Consider the following 17,661-nt stretch of genomic DNA (forward strand, 5'->3'; position numbering starts at 1 on the left):
GCGGGGATGAACCGCACGCGGCTGTGCATGCGCTCTCAGCGCTTCAGTGTTCCCCGCAGACGCGGGGATGAACCCAACGCAGACGGGTCACGACTGGAGCCGGACTTGTGTTCCCCGCAGACGCGGGGATGAACCGGGCGACGCTAAAGCCGACGATACGGCGGGTGGGTGTTCCCCGCAGACGCGGGGATGAACCGCGCCGGAGCGACCGGCTCACGCGCCAGCAGTTGTGTTCCCCGCAGACGCGGGGATGAACCGGATGGATTTCGCCGCTGCGGCGTGTCGCACAGGTGTTCCCCGCAGACGCGGGGATGAACCGTAGAGCGGCTGGGGCGCAACACCCGGCCCGGCGTGTTCCCCGCAGACGCGGGGATGAACCGGCCCTGTGATTTTTGGCGACGTGATCGGGCATGTGTTCCCCGCAGACGCGGGGATGAACTGCGGATGGGGCTGCTGATGGATCGGCTGATGGATGTGATGCGCGCCAAGGTGGAGCAGTTACGGTCTGTGGTGTAAGTGGTGAAAATGGAAGCCCCCAGAAACGGGGTCTTTTATATTTTATGCATATTGTGACATGATGATGATTTTCAGAGGGGCTATCATGAGGGTTGATGATCGCGGGTTGCTGGTCATTGCCGGTGTAGTTTGTGCGGCAGTTGTCGCTGGTGTCTGGTGGCAGCACAATGCGATTGTGCGCGATGCTGAGCGTGCGTTGCGTGCTGTTGCGGTTGTGCCGGACTCGGCACGCATTGACTCGTATGAGCAGCGCGATGATAGGCTGTGCGGAACCTGGAGCGGAAATAACGCAATGGGTCAGCGTTTGCAGCCTGCCCGGTTTGTTTACCGAGCAGCATCAGGCGGTCTGGACATAGAGCCGGGCCGTTTTAGTGATGACGATTTGCTGCATCGCATGTTCATGATCAGCTGGCAGAGCTACTGCCAGTAGCGGGCTACTGACAGCGGTCATGCTGAGTGACGCTGACAAGGGCCGGGCAATCGGGTATTTCGACTGTCCGGCGTGTTCCCCGCAGACGCGGGGATGAACCCTATCATCATAGCCGGTGGCAAAGTCGACTGCCCTGACGTTGACCGCACCATAACGTAACACCCCCCATCCCCGCACAACAACGGTGAACTCTGTCGCCGGCTCGGGTACACTGCCAGTCCGTTTATTTTTGCCCGCCAAAAGGGGTTGTTTCATGGAACAGTTCGACAATGTCAGCGTCGTCAAACAAGCCAATGTCTACTTTGATGGCCGTTGCGTCAGCCACAGCCTGATTCTGGCTGATGGCGTGCGCAAGTCGGTGGGGGTGATCCTGCCGGGCGCGACGCTGACCTTCAATACTGGCGCGCCGGAAATCATGGAAGTCATCGCGGGCCAGTGCGCGGTGCAGCTCAAGGGTGACAGCGCAGTGAGCCATTACGGTGCCGGTCAGTCGTTCTCGGTGCCGGGCGATAGCGCCTTTGACATCACCGTGAGCGATACGCTGCACTATGTTTGCCACTTTGGCTAATTCTGCCAGTCAACACCAAAGCCACGCCCCTGATGCGAGTCATTCCGCTCAGGGGCGTGGCTTTGGCTCGGGATGTTGAGCCAAGCTGCGCTCAGAGCCGCCCGGCAAAAAATGCCTGATAACTGGCGTCGGAAAATCCCACCAGCACCTGGCCATCGCACACCAGCACGGGCCGCTTGATCAGCGAAGGCTGTGCCACCATCAGCGCCACCGCGCCATCAGGCTGTTCGGCCTGGGCACGGCTGGCGTCGTCTAGCTTGCGCCAGGTAGTGCCTTTGCGGTTGAGTAAAGTGTCCAGCGTGGCACCTAGCGCCAGCCAGCCCTGGATCAGCTCAGGGCTGACCCCCTGTTTTTTGTAGTCGTGAAACACCACATCCAGCGGGTGCTCAGCCAGCCAGGCGCGGGCTTTTTTCATGGTGTCGCAATTGGGAATGCTGTACAGAGTAACGCTGGGCATGGCGGGCTCCGGGGGAAAAACCGGCAGTGTAGCCGGAAATTCCCCCGTTCAACACGGTCTGCGCCCTGGTGAGGATGGAAGATAAAGGTGGGGCTGAGGTGAGGTCAGCCCGGCTTGCTCATGCGCACTTCATCGCGCAAGGCGCGACGCAGGATCTTGCCGACGTTGGTTTTGGGCAGTTCGTCGCGGAACTCGACATACTTGGGCACCTTGTAACCGGTCAGATTGGCCTTGCAATGGGCCAGGATGTCTTTGTCACTGAGGCTGGGGTCTTTCTTCACCACAAACACCTTGACCACCTCGCCCGATTTGTCGTCGGGCACGCCTACGCAGGCCACTTCCAGCACGCCAGGGTGACTGGCCACCACGTCTTCGATTTCGTTCGGGTAGACGTTAAAGCCCGACACCAGAATCATGTCCTTTTTGCGGTCAACCAGTTTGACATAGCCATCCGGCGTCATCATCGCCATGTCGCCAGTGGCCAGAAAGCCCTGGGCATCGATCACTTTGGCGGTTTCTTCCGGGCGCTGCCAATAACCCTTCATCACTTGCGGGCCTTTGATGCACAGTTCGCCTGATTCGCCATACGCCACTTCCTGGCCCTGACTGTCACGAATCTGGATATCGGTGGACGGAATCGGCACGCCAATGGTGCCGTTGTACTCTCTCAGATCCAGCGGGTTCATGCACGCGGCTGGGCTGGTTTCGGTCAGGCCATAGGCTTCAATCAGCGGCACGCCAGTCAGGGCTTTCCATTTGTCGGCCACGGCTTTTTGCACGGCCATGCCGCCGCCCAGCGCCAGCCGCCAGGTGGAAAAGTTCACGGAGGCAAACTCGGGATGGTTGAGCAGGGCGTTGAACAGGGTGTTCACCCCGGTCATGGCGGTGACCGGGTATTTTTTCAGTTCCTGAATAAAGCCGGGAATGTCACGCGGGTTGGTGATCAGGATGTTCAGTGCGCCAATTTCGGTAAACACCATCAGGTTGGCCGTCAGCGAAAAAATATGATAAAGCGGCAGTGCGGTAACAATCACTTCCTGGCCTTCACGCACGGCGGGTTTGACCCACGCGCCAGCCTGTAGCATATTGGCGACAATATTGCGGTGCAGCAGCATGGCCCCTTTCGAGACGCCGGTGGTGCCGCCGGTATATTGCAAAAATGCCACATCGTCATGGCCGATCGTCACTTTGTTCAGCGGCTGCGCCGCGCCAGCCTTCAGCGCGTCGTTAAACAGAGTGACGGCAGGCAGTTTCCACGCCGGGACCATTTTCTTGACATGCTTGACGGCAAAATTGACCAGCCAGGATTTTGGCGCGCCCAGCAAGTCGCCAATCCGGGTCAGCACCACATGCTTGACCGGGGTGCGCGGCAGCACCTGCTGCAGCACGTTGGCAAAGTTTTCCAGGATGACGATGGTTTCCACCCCGGCGTCCTTGAGCTGGTGTTCCAGCTCGCGCGGGGTGTACAGCGGGTTGACGTTGACCACGGTATAGCCGGCGCGCAGGATGCCAAACACCGCCACCGGGTACTGCAGCAGATTGGGCATCATCACCGCCACCCGCGCGCCAGCAGGCAGCTTCAGGCTGTTCTGCAGAAACGAGGCAAACTTGGCTGACAGCGCATCCAGCTGGCCGTAGGTGTACACCTTGCCCATATTGGCCATGGCCGGGCGATCGCGAAACCGGGTCACGCTGCGTTCGAACACCTCGACTACCGACTGGAACTGGTTGATGTCGATTTCGGCGGGTACGCCGGCCTGGTAGTTCTTCAGCCAGATTTTGTCCATTGTCTTGTTTCTCCATCGTAAAGGTGGTGATGCCCGGTACGGTGCCGGGGCGCATCGCGCCGTGCCCTGCGCTGGGGGTGAACCCGGCGCATTCTGGCGGCCATGCCTGATTTATAGATGTCGGGTCGCTGTGGCGTGCAAGCACGTTTGTACAAACGACTGTTTGAAATATGGCATGTAAGGGCATTATCTGTCCACTTCCTCTTGCTGCGTCAATCGTGCAGGGCAGCATCGGCGTGGGGCGCTGGCCAGCGCTGGCTTGCCTGAAACGCTGGCTTCTGCCACACTTGGCGTGCGATGGGCAGACAGTTTCTTTTTCTTTCAAGAGTCTGTTATAATTTCTGGTATCAGTATGGGCGTTTCGCCCATTTTTTATTTGTGGAAAAAACATGGATGTTCGTGCGTTGCTGGAAAGCACGCTCGTCGGGCTCGGGTACGAATTTGTCGACCTGGAGTTGACCCGGTCGGGCGGATTCCGTCTCTTTATTGACAAGCCTGAAGGCATTACCGTGGACGATTGTGTGCTGGTCAGCAACCATCTGACCCGTCTGTTCATGGTGGAAAACATTGATTACGACCGGCTGGAGGTTTCTTCACCCGGTCTGGATCGACCGCTGAAAAAAGAAGCGGATTTTGTCCGTTTCACCGGCCAGCTGGCCAAGGTGAAAACCCGCATGCCGCTGGATGGCCGCAAACACTTTGTCGGGCGTCTGTCCGGGGTGGAAAACGCCAGTGTGCGGCTGGACATTGAAGGCGCGGTGGTGGAAATCCCGCTGTCCAGTATTGACAAGGCCCGGCTTGAGCCGGAGTTCTGAAAAGCCGTTTGACCATGCCGTAGGGGCAGGTTCGGCCCTGGCAAGGCATGGAAATATTCAACAGCTTTGATGTGCCCCGTGCCGTCGAGCAGCCAGGCCGGGCGACCCTGTCGCAACCGGCTTATGCGGAAGAGAGTGTTTAGATGAGTCGAGAGATTTTGCTGTTGGTGGATGCGCTGGCGCGTGAGAAAAATGTCAGCAAAGAGATCGTGTTTGGTGCACTGGAGCTGGCCCTGGCCTCTGCCACCAAAAAGAAATGCAATCAGGAAGATATCGACGTGCGGGTGGAAATCGACCGCAATACTGGCGAATATCATTCCTTCCGCCGCTGGCAGATTGTCGAAGACAACGACCACGAATACCCCTCCCGCCAGATTGCCGTCAGCGACCTGGACGAGCGTCACGCCGGGCTTGAGCTGGAAGACTTCTACGAAGAACCGATGGAGGCCATCGAGTTTGGCCGGATTGGCGCGCAAACCGCCAAACAGGTCATTCTGCAAAAAATCCGCGATGCCGAACGCGAACAGGTGCTGAACGATTTCCTGGAACGCAACGATTTCCTGGTGCGCGGCAATATCAAGCGCATGGAGCGTGGCAGCGCCATCATCGAAATCGGCAAGCTGGAAGCCATCCTGCCGCGCGACCAGATGATCCCGAAAGAAAACCTGCGCGTGGGCGACCCGGTGCGGGCCTACCTGCTGCGCGTGGATCGCGGCGGCCGTGGCCCGCAGCTGGTGCTGTCGCGCACCTCGGCAGAGTTTGTCAAAAAGCTGTTTGAGCTGGAAGTGCCGGAAATCGAGGAAGGTCTGCTGGAAATCCGTGGCGCTGCCCGTGATCCGGGCAGCCGCGCCAAGATTGCGGTGAAGGCCAACGACCCGCGCATCGACCCGCAAGGCACCTGCATTGGCATGCGCGGCTCGCGCGTGCAGGCCGTGACCGGCGAACTGGCCGGCGAACGGGTGGACATTGTGCTGTGGTCGCCGGAACCGGCTACCTATGTGATCAATGCCCTGTCCCCGGCTGAAGTGCAGCGCATCATGGTCGATGAAGAACGGCACAGTATGGATGTGGTGGTCGAGGAAGACCAGCTGGCGCTGGCCATTGGCCGTGGCGGCCAAAATGTCCGCCTGGCCTCCGAGCTGACCGGCTGGATCCTCAACATCATGACCGTGGATGAAGCGGCAGAAAAACACGAAGCCGAAGGTGCTGCCCTGCGCAGCCTGTTCATGGACATGCTTGATGTCGATGAAGAAATGGCCGAAGTGCTGATCAGCGAAGGTTTCACCACGCTGGAAGAAGTGGCCTACGTGCCGCTGGCCGAGATGCTGGAAATCGACGCCTTCGACGAAGAAACCGTCAACGAGCTGCGCAGCCGCGCACGCAATGCTCTGTTGACTCAGGCCATTGTCTCGGAAGAGAAAATGGAAAATGTGTCCGAGGAGCTGAAAACCCTCGAGGGCATTGATGCCGATCTGGTGCGCAAGCTGGCCGAACATGGCATTGCCACCCGCGATGACCTGGCCGATCTGGCTGTGGACGATCTGGTGGAAATGACCGGCATGGACGCTGACGCTGCCACGGCACTGATCATGAAAGCGCGCGAGCACTGGTTCAGCGAATGATCGACGATCAACAACGACAGCAGGCTGCTGCCTGCGGCTGGACTGGGCAAAAAGATAGGGAAATTTAGGAACGCGAATGCTTGAAACGAATGTAAAACAGTTTGCCACCGAATTGGGCCTGCAACCGGATCACCTCCTTGAACAACTGCGCGCAGCGGGCGTGGGCAAGTCTTCGATGGAAGACGTGCTGACCGAGCAGGATAAAACGCAACTGCGCAATCATCTGCGCCGCGCACATGGCGGCACGGTAGATAACCGTGTTACTCTCAAGCGCAAGGAAACTTCCGAGATCCGCAAGTCTGACAGCACCGGCAAATCTCGCACGATTCAAGTGGAAGTGCGCAAGAAGCGCGTTGTGATGTTGCCGGAAGAAGAAGCTGTCAAAACCCCTGCGCCGGTCAGTGCCGCTGCAGTTGAGCCGGTGGTCAGTGCGCCGGCCCCGGCGGTTGTTGCCGCCGCCCCGGTCAGCGAACCGGTTGCCGCCCCGGCCAGCGCCGCTGCGGCCCCCGCCCAGGCTGAAACGCCGGTTGCCCAGGCAACCGCGCCAGCTGAGCCTGTTGTCGAAACCCCGACGCCGCCTGCGGCGCCCACCTCTGAGCCGGCCTCCCCTCCCGCGTCGGCAGTTGAAGCGAAAGAAGTGAAACCAGAAGTCAAACCGGAATCCAAACCCGAATCGAAGCCCGCTGCCGCCCCTCAGGCCGCCAAGCCGGCTTCGGCACATGCGCACAAGCCAGCAGGCAATGCCAACAACAACCGTCGTGACCAGGGTAACAACCGTGGTCAGGGCGGCGGTAATCGCGGTCAGGGCGGACGCCCCAGCCAGCCAGCGGTCAAGCCGCTGTCGCCGGCTGCCGCTGCTGCGGCATCCATGAATGCCCCGCGTACCGTGCTGTCGCCAGCGTCCATCCTCTCCCCGGAAGAAATTGCCGCCCGTGAGGAAGAAACCCGCCGTCAGGACAAGCTGCGCGCCGCTCAGGAAGCGCTGATCCGCGAACGCCAGGAGCGCGAAGCGCGCCGTCTGGCTGCCCGTCAGCAAGCCGAAGCCGACGCTGCCGCCAAACTGGTGGCCGCCAGCAAGCCGCCGGCACCGGTGGAAAAACCGGCTGCCGCCCCGGCTGCTGCTGACAAGGCCCCCAAGGCTGCGCACGGTAGCGTGCTGCACAAGCCGGCCAAACCCGCTGGCAGCCCGTCGGCGCGTCCGGCTCCGGCTGCTGCGCCTGGCGGTGCACCGGCTGCGGCCAAACCGAACGATGCCCCAGGCCGCAACAAGAAACCTGGTGGCAAGGACGGCTGGGACGATGGTGCCAAGAAACGCGGCGGCCTGAAAACCAAGGGCAGTGGCGACAGCCGCAACGACTGGAAGTCCAAGAAGGGCGGCAAGGGCAACAAGCATGCCCAGGGTGCCCATCAGTTCCAGGCCCCGACCGAGCCGATCGTGCACGAAGTGCTGGTGCCGGAAACCATCTCGGTGGCCGAACTGGCCCACAAGATGGCGGTGAAGGCTGCCGAGGTGATCAAGACCCTGATGAAGATGGGCATGATGGTCACCATCAACCAGGTGCTGGACCAGGAAACCGCCATGATCGTGGTGGAAGAAATGGGTCACCTGGCCAAACCGGCCAAGCTGGACGATCCGGAATCGTATCTGGATGACGTGGACGGCGGCCATCACGAAGCCGTGCTGGAATCCCGTGCCCCGGTGGTGACGGTGATGGGTCACGTTGACCATGGTAAAACCTCGCTGCTCGACTACATTCGTCGCGCCAAGGTGGCAGCAGGCGAAGCCGGCGGCATTACCCAGCATATTGGTGCTTACCACGTCGATACCCCGCGCGGCATGGTCACCTTCCTGGATACCCCAGGTCACGAAGCGTTTACCGCCATGCGTGCCCGTGGTGCCAAGGCCACCGACATTGTCGTGCTGGTGGTGGCAGCTGACGACGGCGTGATGCCGCAAACCATCGAAGCCGTTCACCATGCCAAGGCAGCGGGTGTGCCGATCGTGGTGGCGGTGAACAAGATTGACAAGCAGGGTGCCAACCCGGAACGCATCCGCCAGGAGCTGTCTGGCCATGGCGTGGTGCCGGAAGACTGGGGCGGTGACACCCAGTTCATCGAAGTGTCGGCCAAGCAGGGCATCAATATCGACGGCCTGCTGGAAGCCATCCTGCTGCAAGCCGAAGTGCTGGAGCTGCAGGCCCCGCGTGAAGCGCCGGCCAAGGGTCTGGTGGTGGAAGCCCGTCTGGACAAGGGACGTGGCGCTGTGGCCACCATCCTGGTGCAGTCCGGCACGCTGAAGAAGGGCGACGTACTGCTGGCGGGCACCGTGTTTGGCCGCGTGCGTGCCATGAACGACGAAAACGGCAAGCCGATTACCGAAGCAGGCCCGTCCATTCCGGTGGAAATCCTCGGCTTGTCCGAAGTGCCGGCTGCCGGTGAAGACGTGATGGTGCTGACCGACGAACGCAAGGCGCGTGAAATCGCCCTGTTCCGTCAAGGCAAGTTCCGCGACGTGCGCCTGGCCAAGCAACAGGCCGCCAAGCTGGAAAACATGTTTGCCCAGATGGCCGAAGGCGAAGTGCAAACCCTGTCGGTCATCATCAAGGCCGATGTGCAGGGTTCGTGCGAAGCGCTGGCCGGTTCGCTGCAGAAGCTGTCTACCGACGAAGTGCGCGTCAACATCCTGCACTCCGCTGTGGGTGGCATCACCGAATCCGACGTCAATCTGGCGGCTGCTTCCCGCGCCATTGTCATCGGCTTCAACACCCGTGCCGACGCGCAAGCGCGCAAGCAGGCTGAAGCCAACGATGTGGAAATCCGCTACTACAACATCATCTATGACGCCATTGATGAAGTGAAGGCCGCGTTGTCCGGCATGCTGGCTCCGGAGCGCAAGGAACAGATCATCGGTACGGTGGAAATCCGTCAGGTGTTTGTGGTGTCCAAGGTGGGTACGATTGCCGGTTGTATGGTGACCGACGGTCTGGTCAAGCGCGGTTCTTCGGTGCGCGTCATCCGCCAGAACGTGGTGATGCATCAGGGCGAGCTGGAATCGCTCAAGCGCTTCAAGGACGACGTCAAGGAAGTCAAGCAAGGCTACGAATGCGGCCTGCAACTCAAGAACTTCAACGACATCCAGGAAGGCGACCAACTGGAAGTGTTTGAAATCGTCGAAGTGGCCCGTTCGCTGTAATACGGCAAGCCATATGGGGGCGGGCGGCAGCGTCCGCCCCTTTTTCATTGGCCGGCCCTGTCCGGCACACAGGAGTGTTTGATGGCGAAGAAGCAATTTGCCCGTTCCGACCGGATTGCCGACCAGATGCAGCGCGAACTGGCCGACATCATCCGCACGGAACTGAAAGATCCGCGCGTGGGCTGGGTGACCCTGACTGCGGTGGAAGTCACCCGCGATTACTCGCACGCCAAAGTGTTTTACACGGTGATGAACAGCACCGACCTGGACACCACCCAGCGCGCGCTGGAACACGCCGGGGGTTTTCTGCGCTCGGAAGTGTCGCGGCGGATCAAGCTGTTTACCGTGCCGCAGCTGCATTTTATCTACGACCAGTCGATTGAGCGCGGCATGCACATGACCCAGCTGATCAACCAGGTGGCCGAGGCTGACCAGGCACTGCGCGTGGACGACGAAGACGACGCCAGCAAGCCGGCAGATAAGCCGGCAGAGTAAGCGTGCCTGACCGATAGCGCCTGCCCTGTGGCAGGCGTTGTCACGTGGTTTCCGGCCATTTTTCTTTTAATTCAGCGGCGCTGACGCCAGTGGCCGCACAGATGCGTAGCTCCTCATGACGGCAAGCAAACCGGCCAAACGGCCTGTCCACGGCGTATTGTTGCTGGACAAACCCCTCGAACTGTCCAGCAACCGGGCGCTGCAAACCGCCCGCTGGTGTTTCCATGCCGAAAAGGCCGGACACACTGGCGTGCTCGACCCGCTGGCCACCGGGCTGTTGCCGGTGTGCCTGGGTGAGGCCACCAAGTTCTCCGCCTACTTGCTGGATGCCGACAAGGGCTATACCGCCACGGTGCAGTTTGGCCATAACTCCAGCACGGGTGATAGCGAAGGCGAGCTGACCGCCATTGGCCCGGTGACGTTTGACCAGACCCAGCTGCTGGCTGCGCTGGCCCAGCTGACCGGACCGATTGAACAGGTGCCGCCGATGTATTCGGCGCTCAAGCATCAGGGCAAGGCGCTGTACGCCTATGCCCGTGAAGGCATCACCATTGAGCGCAAGCCACGCTCGGTGGTGATTCACCGTTTGCAGCTTCTGGCGTTTGACGGCCAGCAGGCGGTGCTGGACGTACAATGCAGCAAGGGCACGTATGTGCGCACCCTGGCTGAAGATCTGGGCCGGATTCTGGGCTGCGGTGCCTACCTGACCGGGCTGCGTCGCACCCGTACTGGCGGGTTTGACCTGGCAGACGCCATTACCCTGGACGCGCTGGAAGCGCTCAGCCCGGAAGCGCGCCTGGCCACCCTGCTGCCGGTGGATGTGCTGGTCAGCCACCTGCCGGCGCATGGGCTGGACGAAGTGGAAGTGCAGAAAATTTGTCACGGCCAGCCGGTGCATCTTGCCGAAAAAGGTGCGATAATTACGGGCTGCCGTTTGTATGATCCCCACCAACGGTTTGTCGGCCTGGGCCGCATGCGGGCAGATGGCCTGCTGTGGCCAGACCGATTGCTGGCGTTTACCCCGCCAGCCGCCTGAGGCCTGCAGGCCTTGGGCATCAGGGAGAACGGAAGGGTTTCGGCTCACCGTATCTTGACCGGGCGAGTGCCGCCCAATTTTTATCTGGAGTGTTTCATGGCTGTTTCTACCGAACAAAAAGCTGGTGTTGTCAAAGATTTTCAACGTGCTGCCGGCGATACTGGCTCCCCTGAAGTTCAGGTGGCCCTGCTGACCGCACGTATCAACGATCTGACCCCGCACTTCAAAGCCAACACCAAAGACCACCACAGCCGTCGTGGTCTGCTGAAGATGGTGAGCCGCCGTCGCAAGCTGCTGGACTACCTGAAGAAAAAAGATGCTGACGCGTATCGCACCCTGATCACGCGCCTGGGCCTGCGTAAGTAATTACTGCAGCCACGCCGGAAAGTCGCAGCGCCTGCTGCGACTTTTTGGCTTTTGCAGGGAAACATCCTGCGCCAGCACGGCCTTCGTGCTGGCGGAATGAAGCCTTTCATTCCAGCGCCAGCCCCAAAGGCATCCTCTGCCTGAGCGGGTAGGCCTATTGTCGCAACGGGGGGAGCCTCTAGACATTCCGTGTCGCCTGCGGCCTGAATTTCTAGGGGTTCCCGTTGTTTTGCCGGGTGTCCGGCAATCCTTACCAAGAGTTACACATCGTGTTCAATAAAATCAGCAAATCCTTCCAGTATGGCCGTCATACCGTCACCCTCGAAACCGGCGAAGTTGCCCGCCAGGCCTCTGGTGCCGTGGTGGTGACCATGGAAGACACCGTGGTGCTGGTCACCGTGGTGGGCGCACAAGGCGTCAAACCGGGTCAGGACTTCTTTCCGCTGACCGTGGACTACCAGGAACGCACGTACGCTGCCGGCAAGATCCCCGGTGGTTTCTTCAAGCGCGAAGGCCGTCCGACCGAAAAGGAAATCCTCACCAGCCGCCTGATCGACCGTCCGATCCGCCCGCTGTTTCCGGAAGGCTTCTATCACGAAGTGCAGATCGTCGCCACCGTGGTGTCGCTGAACCCGGAAATCGACGCTGACATTCCCGCCATGATTGGTGCGTCTGCTGCGCTGGCGCTGTCTGGCCTGCCGTTCCAGGGCCCGATTGGTGCTGCCCGCGTGGGCTACGCCAACGGCGAATACCTGCTGAACCCGACCAAAACCGAACTGCAAACCAGCGAGCTCGACCTGGTTGTCGCCGGTACCCAGCGCGCCGTGCTGATGGTGGAGTCCGAAGCCCGCGAACTGCCGGAAGCCGTGATGCTGGGTGCCGTGGTGTTTGGCCATGAGCAAATGCAGGCCGCCATTGCCGCCATCAATGCCCTGGCTGACGAAGTCAACCCGGTGCTGTGGGACTGGGCCGAACCGGCGCGCAACGAAGCGCTGATTGCCCAGGTGCGTGAAGTGGCTGGTGCCGACATCAAGGCCGCCTTTGCCATTCGCCAGAAGCAGCTGCGCAGCCAGAAGCTGGCAGAAGCCTGGGACAAGGTAAAGGCCGCGCTGATTACCGAAGAAACCGGCACCCTGCTGGCCAACGAAATCAAGGGCATCTTCAAGAACCTGGAAGCTGAAATCGTCCGTGGCCAGATTCTGGCGGGTGAGCCGCGCATTGATGGCCGCGATACCCGCACCGTGCGCCCGATCAGCATTCGCACCGGCGTGCTGCCGCGCACCCATGGCTCGGCGCTGTTTACCCGTGGCGAAACCCAGGCGCTGGTGGTCACCACGCTGGGCACCAAGCAGGACGAGCAGATCATCGACGCCCTGGCCGGTGAATACACCGAACGCTTCATGCTGCATTACAACTTCCCGCCGTACTCCACCGGCGAAACCGGTCGCGTGGGCAGCCCGAAGCGCCGCGAAATCGGCCATGGCCGCCTGGCCAAGCGCGCGCTGATTGCCGTGCTGCCCAAGCAGGAAGATTTCAGCTACTCGATGCGCGTGGTGTCGGAAATCACCGAATCCAACGGTTCGTCGTCGATGGCGTCGGTGTGCGGTGGCTGCCTGGCCATGCTGAATGCTGGCGTGCCGCTGAAAGACCATGTGGCGGGCATCGCCATGGGCCTGATTCTGGAAGGCAACCGCTTTGCCGTGCTGACCGACATCCTGGGTGACGAAGACCACCTGGGCGATATGGACTTCAAGGTAGCCGGCACTGCCAACGGCGTGACCGCACTGCAGATGGACATCAAGATCCAGGGCATCACCAAGGAAATCATGCGCGTGGCGCTGGATCAGGCCAAGGAAGGCCGTCTGCACATCCTCGGCCTGATGAAGAATGCCGTGGAAGCCCCGCAAGAGCTGTCCGCCCACGCGCCGCGTCTGTACACCATGAAGATCAATCCGGAAAAAATCCGCGACGTGATCGGCAAGGGTGGCTCGGTGATCCGCGCGATTACCGAAGAAACCGGCACCAGCATCGACATCGGCGAAGATGGCCTGATCACCATCGCTTCGATCTCCGGCGACGGTGCCGAAGCCGCCAAGCGCCGCATCGAACAGATCACTGCTGAAGTGGAAATCGGCAAGATCTACGAAGGCATCGTGATGAAGATCCTCGACAAGAACGTCGGTGCCATCGTGCAGATCATGCCGGGCCGTGATGGTCTGGTGCACATCAGCCAGATTGCCAACGAGCGTATCGCCAACGTGGGCGACTACCTCAAGGAAGGCCAGCAGGTTCGCGTCAAGGTGCTGGAAACCGACGAGCGTGGCCGCATCCGCCTGTCGATCAAGGCCGTGCTGAACGAAGAAGCTGCCGCTGCTGCACCGGCAGCCGCCCCGGCTGACGTGGCTGCTGTTCAAGAGTAAGTACTAAACCCGCCACGCGCCGATGCACTTTCGGCGTGTGGCCAGCCGCAAAAAAATCCCCACCCCCGCGCCATGGCCGGGGGTGGGGATTTTTTTATCTGTCTCACTCAACCCAGTTGCTGGCGCACCTGTTCAAACAGGCACACCGCTACCGCTGCGGCCACATTCAGCGATTCTGCCTCGCCTGGCATCGGAATGCGCACCGGGTGGCTGGCTGCGGCCAGCAACGCCGCCGACACCCCTGCGCCTTCGTTGCCAAACACAAACGCGCAGCGCCCACGCAGGTCAGTGGCGTACAGCGAGGCGCTGGCCTGCAGGCTGGTCACCAGGCTGGGGCCGGCAAACCCGGCCAGCACATCGCCCAATTCGGCGTCGGTGCGGATATCCAGGGCAAAGTGTGCGCCCATCCCGGCACGCAGCACCTTGGCCGACCACGGGTCGGCGCAGTGTGGTGACAGCCAGACCTGGTGGATACCCGCCGCAGCGGCGGTGCGCAGAATGGCCCCCAGATTGCCAGGATCCTGCACGGCCTCCAGCAATAAGATACTGCCCTGCTCGGGCTCGGCAGGCGGGGCCGGCAGGGCGACGACTGCCACCAGTTCGCCGGGTGTGCTCAGGCTGCTCAGCTTGGCCATGACTGCCGTGTTGACTTCCACCTGACGGCAGCTGGCCGGCAGGCGTCGGCGCAGGGCGTGGACTTCAGGATGACTGAGCGCGTCAGTCTGGATCAGCACTTCTTCCACCTGGGTGTGCCGGGCCAGATAGGCATCGAGCAGGTGGATGCCCTCCAGCAATAGCTGGCCACTGCTGCGGCGCTCGGCAGCTTTGCCGGCCAGCCGGGCCAGTGCCTTGATATGGTCGTTGTGAACAGAAAAAATCGGGGTCATGGCCAAGGTCTCAAAAGCCAACGGCCCGCCAGAGCGGCGGGCCGTACAGGGGTCAGTGGCGTAGGGTCAGGCGCACAGGCGCGAAACGGCGGTCTTGAATTGCTGGTACACCACGTCGTCCACCGGCTTGCCCGACGTACAGTTGTCGAAGTAGAACACCCCGAGCAGGCGGCCTTCCTTGACCACCGACATGGCGGCAAAGCCATGGTCGCCAATGCGGGTAAAGAAGTCGTCGGCAAAGGTGGCGCGCAGGCGCTCCAGCTGGCCGGGCAGGCAGCGGAAGGCCTGGGCTTTTTGCCCCAGGCTGGCAAAGAACGGGTGCTGGGCCAGCTGCAGCGGGCGGGCAATCAGCGTGTCGTCATCGTTCAGGCCGACAAACTGGGTGGCGCTCAGTTGGCCTTGTGGTGCATTGTGGCGGAAGAAAATCACCCGCTCCTGCGCCATGTCCTTGGCCATGAAACGCACCACCCAGCTGAGTGCCTCGTCAAATTCTGCCGGGGGTTCGGCAGAATTTGCCGGGTCCCACTGAATGCTCAGGTTCAGGAAGCTTTGGCTGATCGGTTGTTCCGGCTCCGGCATGGCCGCCAGCTGACGGGCCAGCAGCGAATAGCCTGGCACTTGTGGGGTACGGGCCACGGCCAGAATCAGCTGGATCATGTCGTTCCACACCACTTCAAACGGCTTGGCCAGCAGATGGGAGACGCCGATGATTTTTTCGACCACTTCGATGCGCCACCAGCCCTGCTCCAGCATATTGGCCACTTCAATCGCGCTTTTCAGCAGCAGGCGACGGCGGTCAAACCCTGGTGGCGTGGTCAGCAGATCCAGCAGCAGGTCAGACAGGCGCTGGCTTTCGATAAAGCGTTCGATCATCTGCTTGTAGTCGAGAAAACCCGCCTGCCGGGCCATGGCGTCCAGCGACGGGAAGTTCTTGTCCACGCCGGATTCGGCGCGGAAGCAGCAGGCTGGCACATTGTGCAACAGGGCGGCCACAAAGCAGTCTTCCACCCGGTGTTCTTCCATCAGCGACAGCCAGTCCTTGATCAGCAAGGCGGCCACCCGTGAGCGGGACATCATGCTGATGATCTGGTCCACCCCGGTTTGCGACAGGGTGGGGATGGATTCCAGCGCAGTCAGCTTGGCAAATTCTTCAAAAAAGGCATTCGCGCCGAGGATCATCAGCGCATGCTCGATATTGAGCGATTCGCTGAAGGTGCGCGTGCGTTCAATGCGCCCGGTGCTGCGCAGCACCTGGAACGCCATCAGCGGGTCGGCCAACACCACATTGGACAGATCGGCCAGATTGAACTGGTCGCTGGGCATGCGGCGAAATTCCTCGACGCGGGTGCATGTGGCCTGCAACACCGGCAGGCGATGGAGGGTCAGGGTGTCGAGCCAGGTAGTCATGTTGTCAAACGCCAAATGAACAGGGTTGAAGCGGTTGCATCGTCAATCGGGATGCATTCGTCAGGTTGGACATCCGGAACGGCAAAAGAGTTGCTGATGAACCAGGCGCCCGGCACAGCTTCTTGTTGAACTTTATGCCAGATTCGTGCCATCGGCTCGGGGGATAAATACGCATAAATCACATCATGCCCGGCCAGTGGTGCTTGCCACAGATTGCCCAAGGTAATGCGCACTTGGGGTAAGCCGGCCAGCCGCGCCCGCAGGTAAGCCCACAACCACGGCAGCCAGGCGCTTTCCACCCCATGCAGCTGCAGGTCGGGACGGCGCTGGGCCAGGCCAAACAGCAAACGCCCGGTGCCGCAGCCCAAGTCAAGCAGGCGGGCACCCGGCGGCAGACGGGCGGCCAGCACCTCCAGCACCGCGCGGGAGGTCAGAAACAGCGGAACACGGTCGGTCAGCACATTGCGGCTCAGGCCAAACAGCAGCAAGGCAGCCAGCAGGTAGGCCCACGCCGGCAGCTGGGCATCCAGCGCCAGCACCATGGCCGGCAACATCAGCAGGTGCAACAGCCACCACCAGCGCGGTGCCTGACGCCAGATGGCCAGAGCCAGCGCCAGCGGCGGCTGCAGCCAGACCAGCGGCCAGGGCGCACCCAGCAGGCCCAGCAGAACGGCCAGCGCCAGCGCCATCGCAAAGATGGACAGCTGGCGCAGATAAAATACCGTCATTGTGCCGCAGGTTGGCTAGGTGCAGCCGGGGGAGATCCTGCCGTGGTCAGCCCTGGCGGCGCGTAGACCGTGGCCCCAGCTTCGCTTTCCCGCATGATCGAGGCTTCGGTTTCCTTGTTCAGCACCACAATGGAAATGCGCCGGTTGATCGGATTGAGCGGGTTGGCCTTGTCCATCGGCGTGGCCGACCCCTGGCCCACCACGCGCAGCAGCTTGCTGTCCTGCAGTCCGCCGACAATCAGCTCGCGACGGGCGGCATTGGCCCGATCCGCCGAGAGCTCCCAGTTGCTGAAGCCCTTGTCGCCTGCTGAATACGGCGAGGCGTCGGTGTGGCCGGAAATTGACAGACGGTTTTGCACTTCATTGAGCTGCTTGCCCAGCTCACGCAGCAGTTCACGCGTGTGCGGCAGCAAGTGTGCGCTGCCCGAATCGAACATGGGCCGGTTTTTCTCATCGACAATCTGCACGCGCAGACCTTCGGTGGTCATTTCCAGCAGCAGCTGATTTTTATACTGCTGCAGCACCTTGTTGTTTTCAATGGCTTCCTTGATGCGCTGCTGCAGCTTTTGCAAGACCACTTTTTCCTTGGTTTTTTCATCCAGCACATCTTGCGACTTGCGCTTCTGGCCATCGGAGCGGGTGAAGTCCGGGCCACCGCCCTTGATGGCGCTGGTGGTATCACCTGAGCGGCTACCGCCCATCAGCGCCACCTTGAGCGGGGTGCGGAAGTATTCTGCAACCCCGTTCAGCGCCCCCTGCGATACCGAGGACAACAGCCACAGCAGCAGGAAGAAGGCCATCATGGCCGTCACAAAGTCGGCGTAGGCAATTTTCCAGGCACCACCGTGATGGCCGCCATGACCCTTCTTGATGCGTTTGACAATAATGGGGCGTTGAGATTCGTCTGCCATGATTCCTGCCTTGTCTCAACCTG

Annotated in this window: 15 protein-coding genes and 1 CRISPR repeat array (1 of these 16 only partly in view); of the genes, 9 read left to right on the top strand and 6 right to left on the bottom strand. The window is 61.0% G+C overall.

Annotated elements, in window-relative coordinates; all coding sequences use genetic code 11:
* Positions 1-441: direct repeats of the CRISPR family, unit length 28 nt; unit sequence GTGTTCCCCGCAGACGCGGGGATGAACC (it extends 1,601 nt beyond the left edge of the window).
* Between the two features lie 133 nt (positions 442-574).
* Positions 575-946: a hypothetical protein gene (locus BXU06_RS05405; RefSeq protein WP_077297547.1), complete on the top strand. Its 372-nt coding sequence runs from the start codon at positions 575-577 to the stop codon at positions 944-946.
* A gap of 253 nt (positions 947-1,199) precedes the next feature.
* Positions 1,200-1,514 (top strand): pyrimidine/purine nucleoside phosphorylase, encoded by a 315-nt coding sequence (locus BXU06_RS05410; RefSeq protein ID WP_077297549.1) that lies wholly within the window; start codon positions 1,200-1,202, stop codon positions 1,512-1,514.
* Between the two features lie 91 nt (positions 1,515-1,605).
* On the opposite strand, the gene BXU06_RS05415 is transcribed toward BXU06_RS05410, so the two are convergent.
* Together BXU06_RS05415 and BXU06_RS05420 are read right to left on the bottom strand one after the other, a co-directional pair.
* Entirely contained in the window at positions 1,606-1,971 is a 366-nt protein-coding gene (locus BXU06_RS05415) for an ArsC family reductase (RefSeq protein ID WP_077297551.1), read from the bottom strand.
* A gap of 104 nt (positions 1,972-2,075) precedes the next feature.
* Positions 2,076-3,758, bottom strand: coding sequence for a long-chain-fatty-acid--CoA ligase (locus BXU06_RS05420; RefSeq protein ID WP_077297553.1), 1,683 nt, complete (start codon positions 3,756-3,758; stop codon positions 2,076-2,078).
* A 389-nt stretch (positions 3,759-4,147) separates the two neighbouring features.
* Here BXU06_RS05420 and rimP point away from each other — a divergent pair, with 389 nt between their 5' ends.
* From rimP to pnp, 7 genes are all read left to right on the top strand, one after another.
* Positions 4,148-4,573: a ribosome maturation factor RimP gene (rimP, locus tag BXU06_RS05425; protein ID WP_077297555.1), complete on the top strand. Its 426-nt coding sequence runs from the start codon at positions 4,148-4,150 to the stop codon at positions 4,571-4,573.
* Positions 4,574-4,716: 143 nt separating this feature from the next.
* A complete protein-coding gene (gene nusA, locus BXU06_RS05430; protein WP_077297557.1) occupies positions 4,717-6,195 on the top strand; it encodes a transcription termination factor NusA in 1,479 nt (492 codons plus the stop codon).
* 76 nt (positions 6,196-6,271) lie between these two features.
* Complete coding sequence (gene infB / locus BXU06_RS05435) at positions 6,272-9,388, top strand: translation initiation factor IF-2 (protein WP_077297559.1); 3,117 nt, start codon at positions 6,272-6,274, stop codon at positions 9,386-9,388.
* A gap of 81 nt (positions 9,389-9,469) precedes the next feature.
* Complete coding sequence (gene rbfA, locus BXU06_RS05440) at positions 9,470-9,883, top strand: 30S ribosome-binding factor RbfA (protein ID WP_077297561.1); 414 nt, start codon at positions 9,470-9,472, stop codon at positions 9,881-9,883.
* Between the two features lie 115 nt (positions 9,884-9,998).
* The gene (gene truB, locus BXU06_RS05445) at positions 9,999-10,919 is read left to right on the top strand and encodes a tRNA pseudouridine(55) synthase TruB (RefSeq protein ID WP_077297563.1); all 921 of its coding nucleotides are present in this window, start codon (positions 9,999-10,001) and stop codon (positions 10,917-10,919) included.
* A 96-nt stretch (positions 10,920-11,015) separates the two neighbouring features.
* A complete protein-coding gene (gene rpsO, locus BXU06_RS05450; RefSeq protein WP_077297565.1) occupies positions 11,016-11,285 on the top strand; it encodes a 30S ribosomal protein S15 in 270 nt (89 codons plus the stop codon).
* Positions 11,286-11,554: 269 nt separating this feature from the next.
* Positions 11,555-13,705, top strand: coding sequence for a polyribonucleotide nucleotidyltransferase (gene pnp / locus BXU06_RS05455; protein WP_077297567.1), 2,151 nt, complete (start codon positions 11,555-11,557; stop codon positions 13,703-13,705).
* A 107-nt stretch (positions 13,706-13,812) separates the two neighbouring features.
* On the opposite strand, the gene BXU06_RS05460 is transcribed toward pnp, so the two are convergent.
* The 4 genes from BXU06_RS05460 to motB form a co-directional block, all read right to left on the bottom strand.
* A complete protein-coding gene (locus BXU06_RS05460) occupies positions 13,813-14,592 on the bottom strand; it encodes an RNA methyltransferase (protein WP_077297569.1) in 780 nt (259 codons plus the stop codon).
* A gap of 66 nt (positions 14,593-14,658) precedes the next feature.
* The gene (locus BXU06_RS05465) at positions 14,659-15,999 is read right to left on the bottom strand and encodes an HDOD domain-containing protein (protein WP_077297571.1); all 1,341 of its coding nucleotides are present in this window, start codon (positions 15,997-15,999) and stop codon (positions 14,659-14,661) included.
* Positions 15,996-16,727: a trans-aconitate 2-methyltransferase gene (locus BXU06_RS05470; RefSeq protein WP_077297573.1), complete on the bottom strand. Its 732-nt coding sequence runs from the start codon at positions 16,725-16,727 to the stop codon at positions 15,996-15,998. The genes BXU06_RS05465 and BXU06_RS05470 overlap by 4 nt, the downstream gene beginning before the upstream one ends.
* Positions 16,724-17,638, bottom strand: coding sequence for a flagellar motor protein MotB (gene motB / locus BXU06_RS05475; protein WP_077297575.1), 915 nt, complete (start codon positions 17,636-17,638; stop codon positions 16,724-16,726). Before motB ends, BXU06_RS05470 begins: the two co-directional genes overlap by 4 nt.
* Positions 17,639-17,661: the final 23 nt, after the last annotated feature.

Source organism: Aquaspirillum sp. LM1, from assembly GCF_002002905.1.
Lineage (GTDB): Bacteria > Pseudomonadota > Gammaproteobacteria > Burkholderiales > Aquaspirillaceae > Rivihabitans.

Excerpts from the sequence above, each read along its gene's own strand:
- BXU06_RS05405 (WP_077297547.1), top strand. The coding sequence starts at position 575 with ATGATGATGATTTTCAGAGGGGCTATCATGAGGGTTGATGATCGCGGG.
- BXU06_RS05410 (WP_077297549.1), top strand. The coding sequence starts at position 1,200 with ATGGAACAGTTCGACAATGTCAGCGTCGTCAAACAAGCCAATGTCTAC.
- BXU06_RS05415 (WP_077297551.1), bottom strand. The coding sequence starts at position 1,971 with ATGCCCAGCGTTACTCTGTACAGCATTCCCAATTGCGACACCATGAAA.
- BXU06_RS05420 (WP_077297553.1), bottom strand. The coding sequence starts at position 3,758 with ATGGACAAAATCTGGCTGAAGAACTACCAGGCCGGCGTACCCGCCGAA.
- rimP (WP_077297555.1), top strand. The coding sequence starts at position 4,148 with ATGGATGTTCGTGCGTTGCTGGAAAGCACGCTCGTCGGGCTCGGGTAC.
- nusA (WP_077297557.1), top strand. The coding sequence starts at position 4,717 with ATGAGTCGAGAGATTTTGCTGTTGGTGGATGCGCTGGCGCGTGAGAAA.
- infB (WP_077297559.1), top strand. The coding sequence starts at position 6,272 with ATGCTTGAAACGAATGTAAAACAGTTTGCCACCGAATTGGGCCTGCAA.
- rbfA (WP_077297561.1), top strand. The coding sequence starts at position 9,470 with ATGGCGAAGAAGCAATTTGCCCGTTCCGACCGGATTGCCGACCAGATG.
- truB (WP_077297563.1), top strand. The coding sequence starts at position 9,999 with ATGACGGCAAGCAAACCGGCCAAACGGCCTGTCCACGGCGTATTGTTG.
- rpsO (WP_077297565.1), top strand. The coding sequence starts at position 11,016 with ATGGCTGTTTCTACCGAACAAAAAGCTGGTGTTGTCAAAGATTTTCAA.
- BXU06_RS05460 (WP_077297569.1), bottom strand. The coding sequence starts at position 14,592 with ATGACCCCGATTTTTTCTGTTCACAACGACCATATCAAGGCACTGGCC.
- BXU06_RS05465 (WP_077297571.1), bottom strand. The coding sequence starts at position 15,999 with ATGACTACCTGGCTCGACACCCTGACCCTCCATCGCCTGCCGGTGTTG.
- BXU06_RS05470 (WP_077297573.1), bottom strand. The coding sequence starts at position 16,727 with ATGACGGTATTTTATCTGCGCCAGCTGTCCATCTTTGCGATGGCGCTG.
- motB (WP_077297575.1), bottom strand. The coding sequence starts at position 17,638 with ATGGCAGACGAATCTCAACGCCCCATTATTGTCAAACGCATCAAGAAG.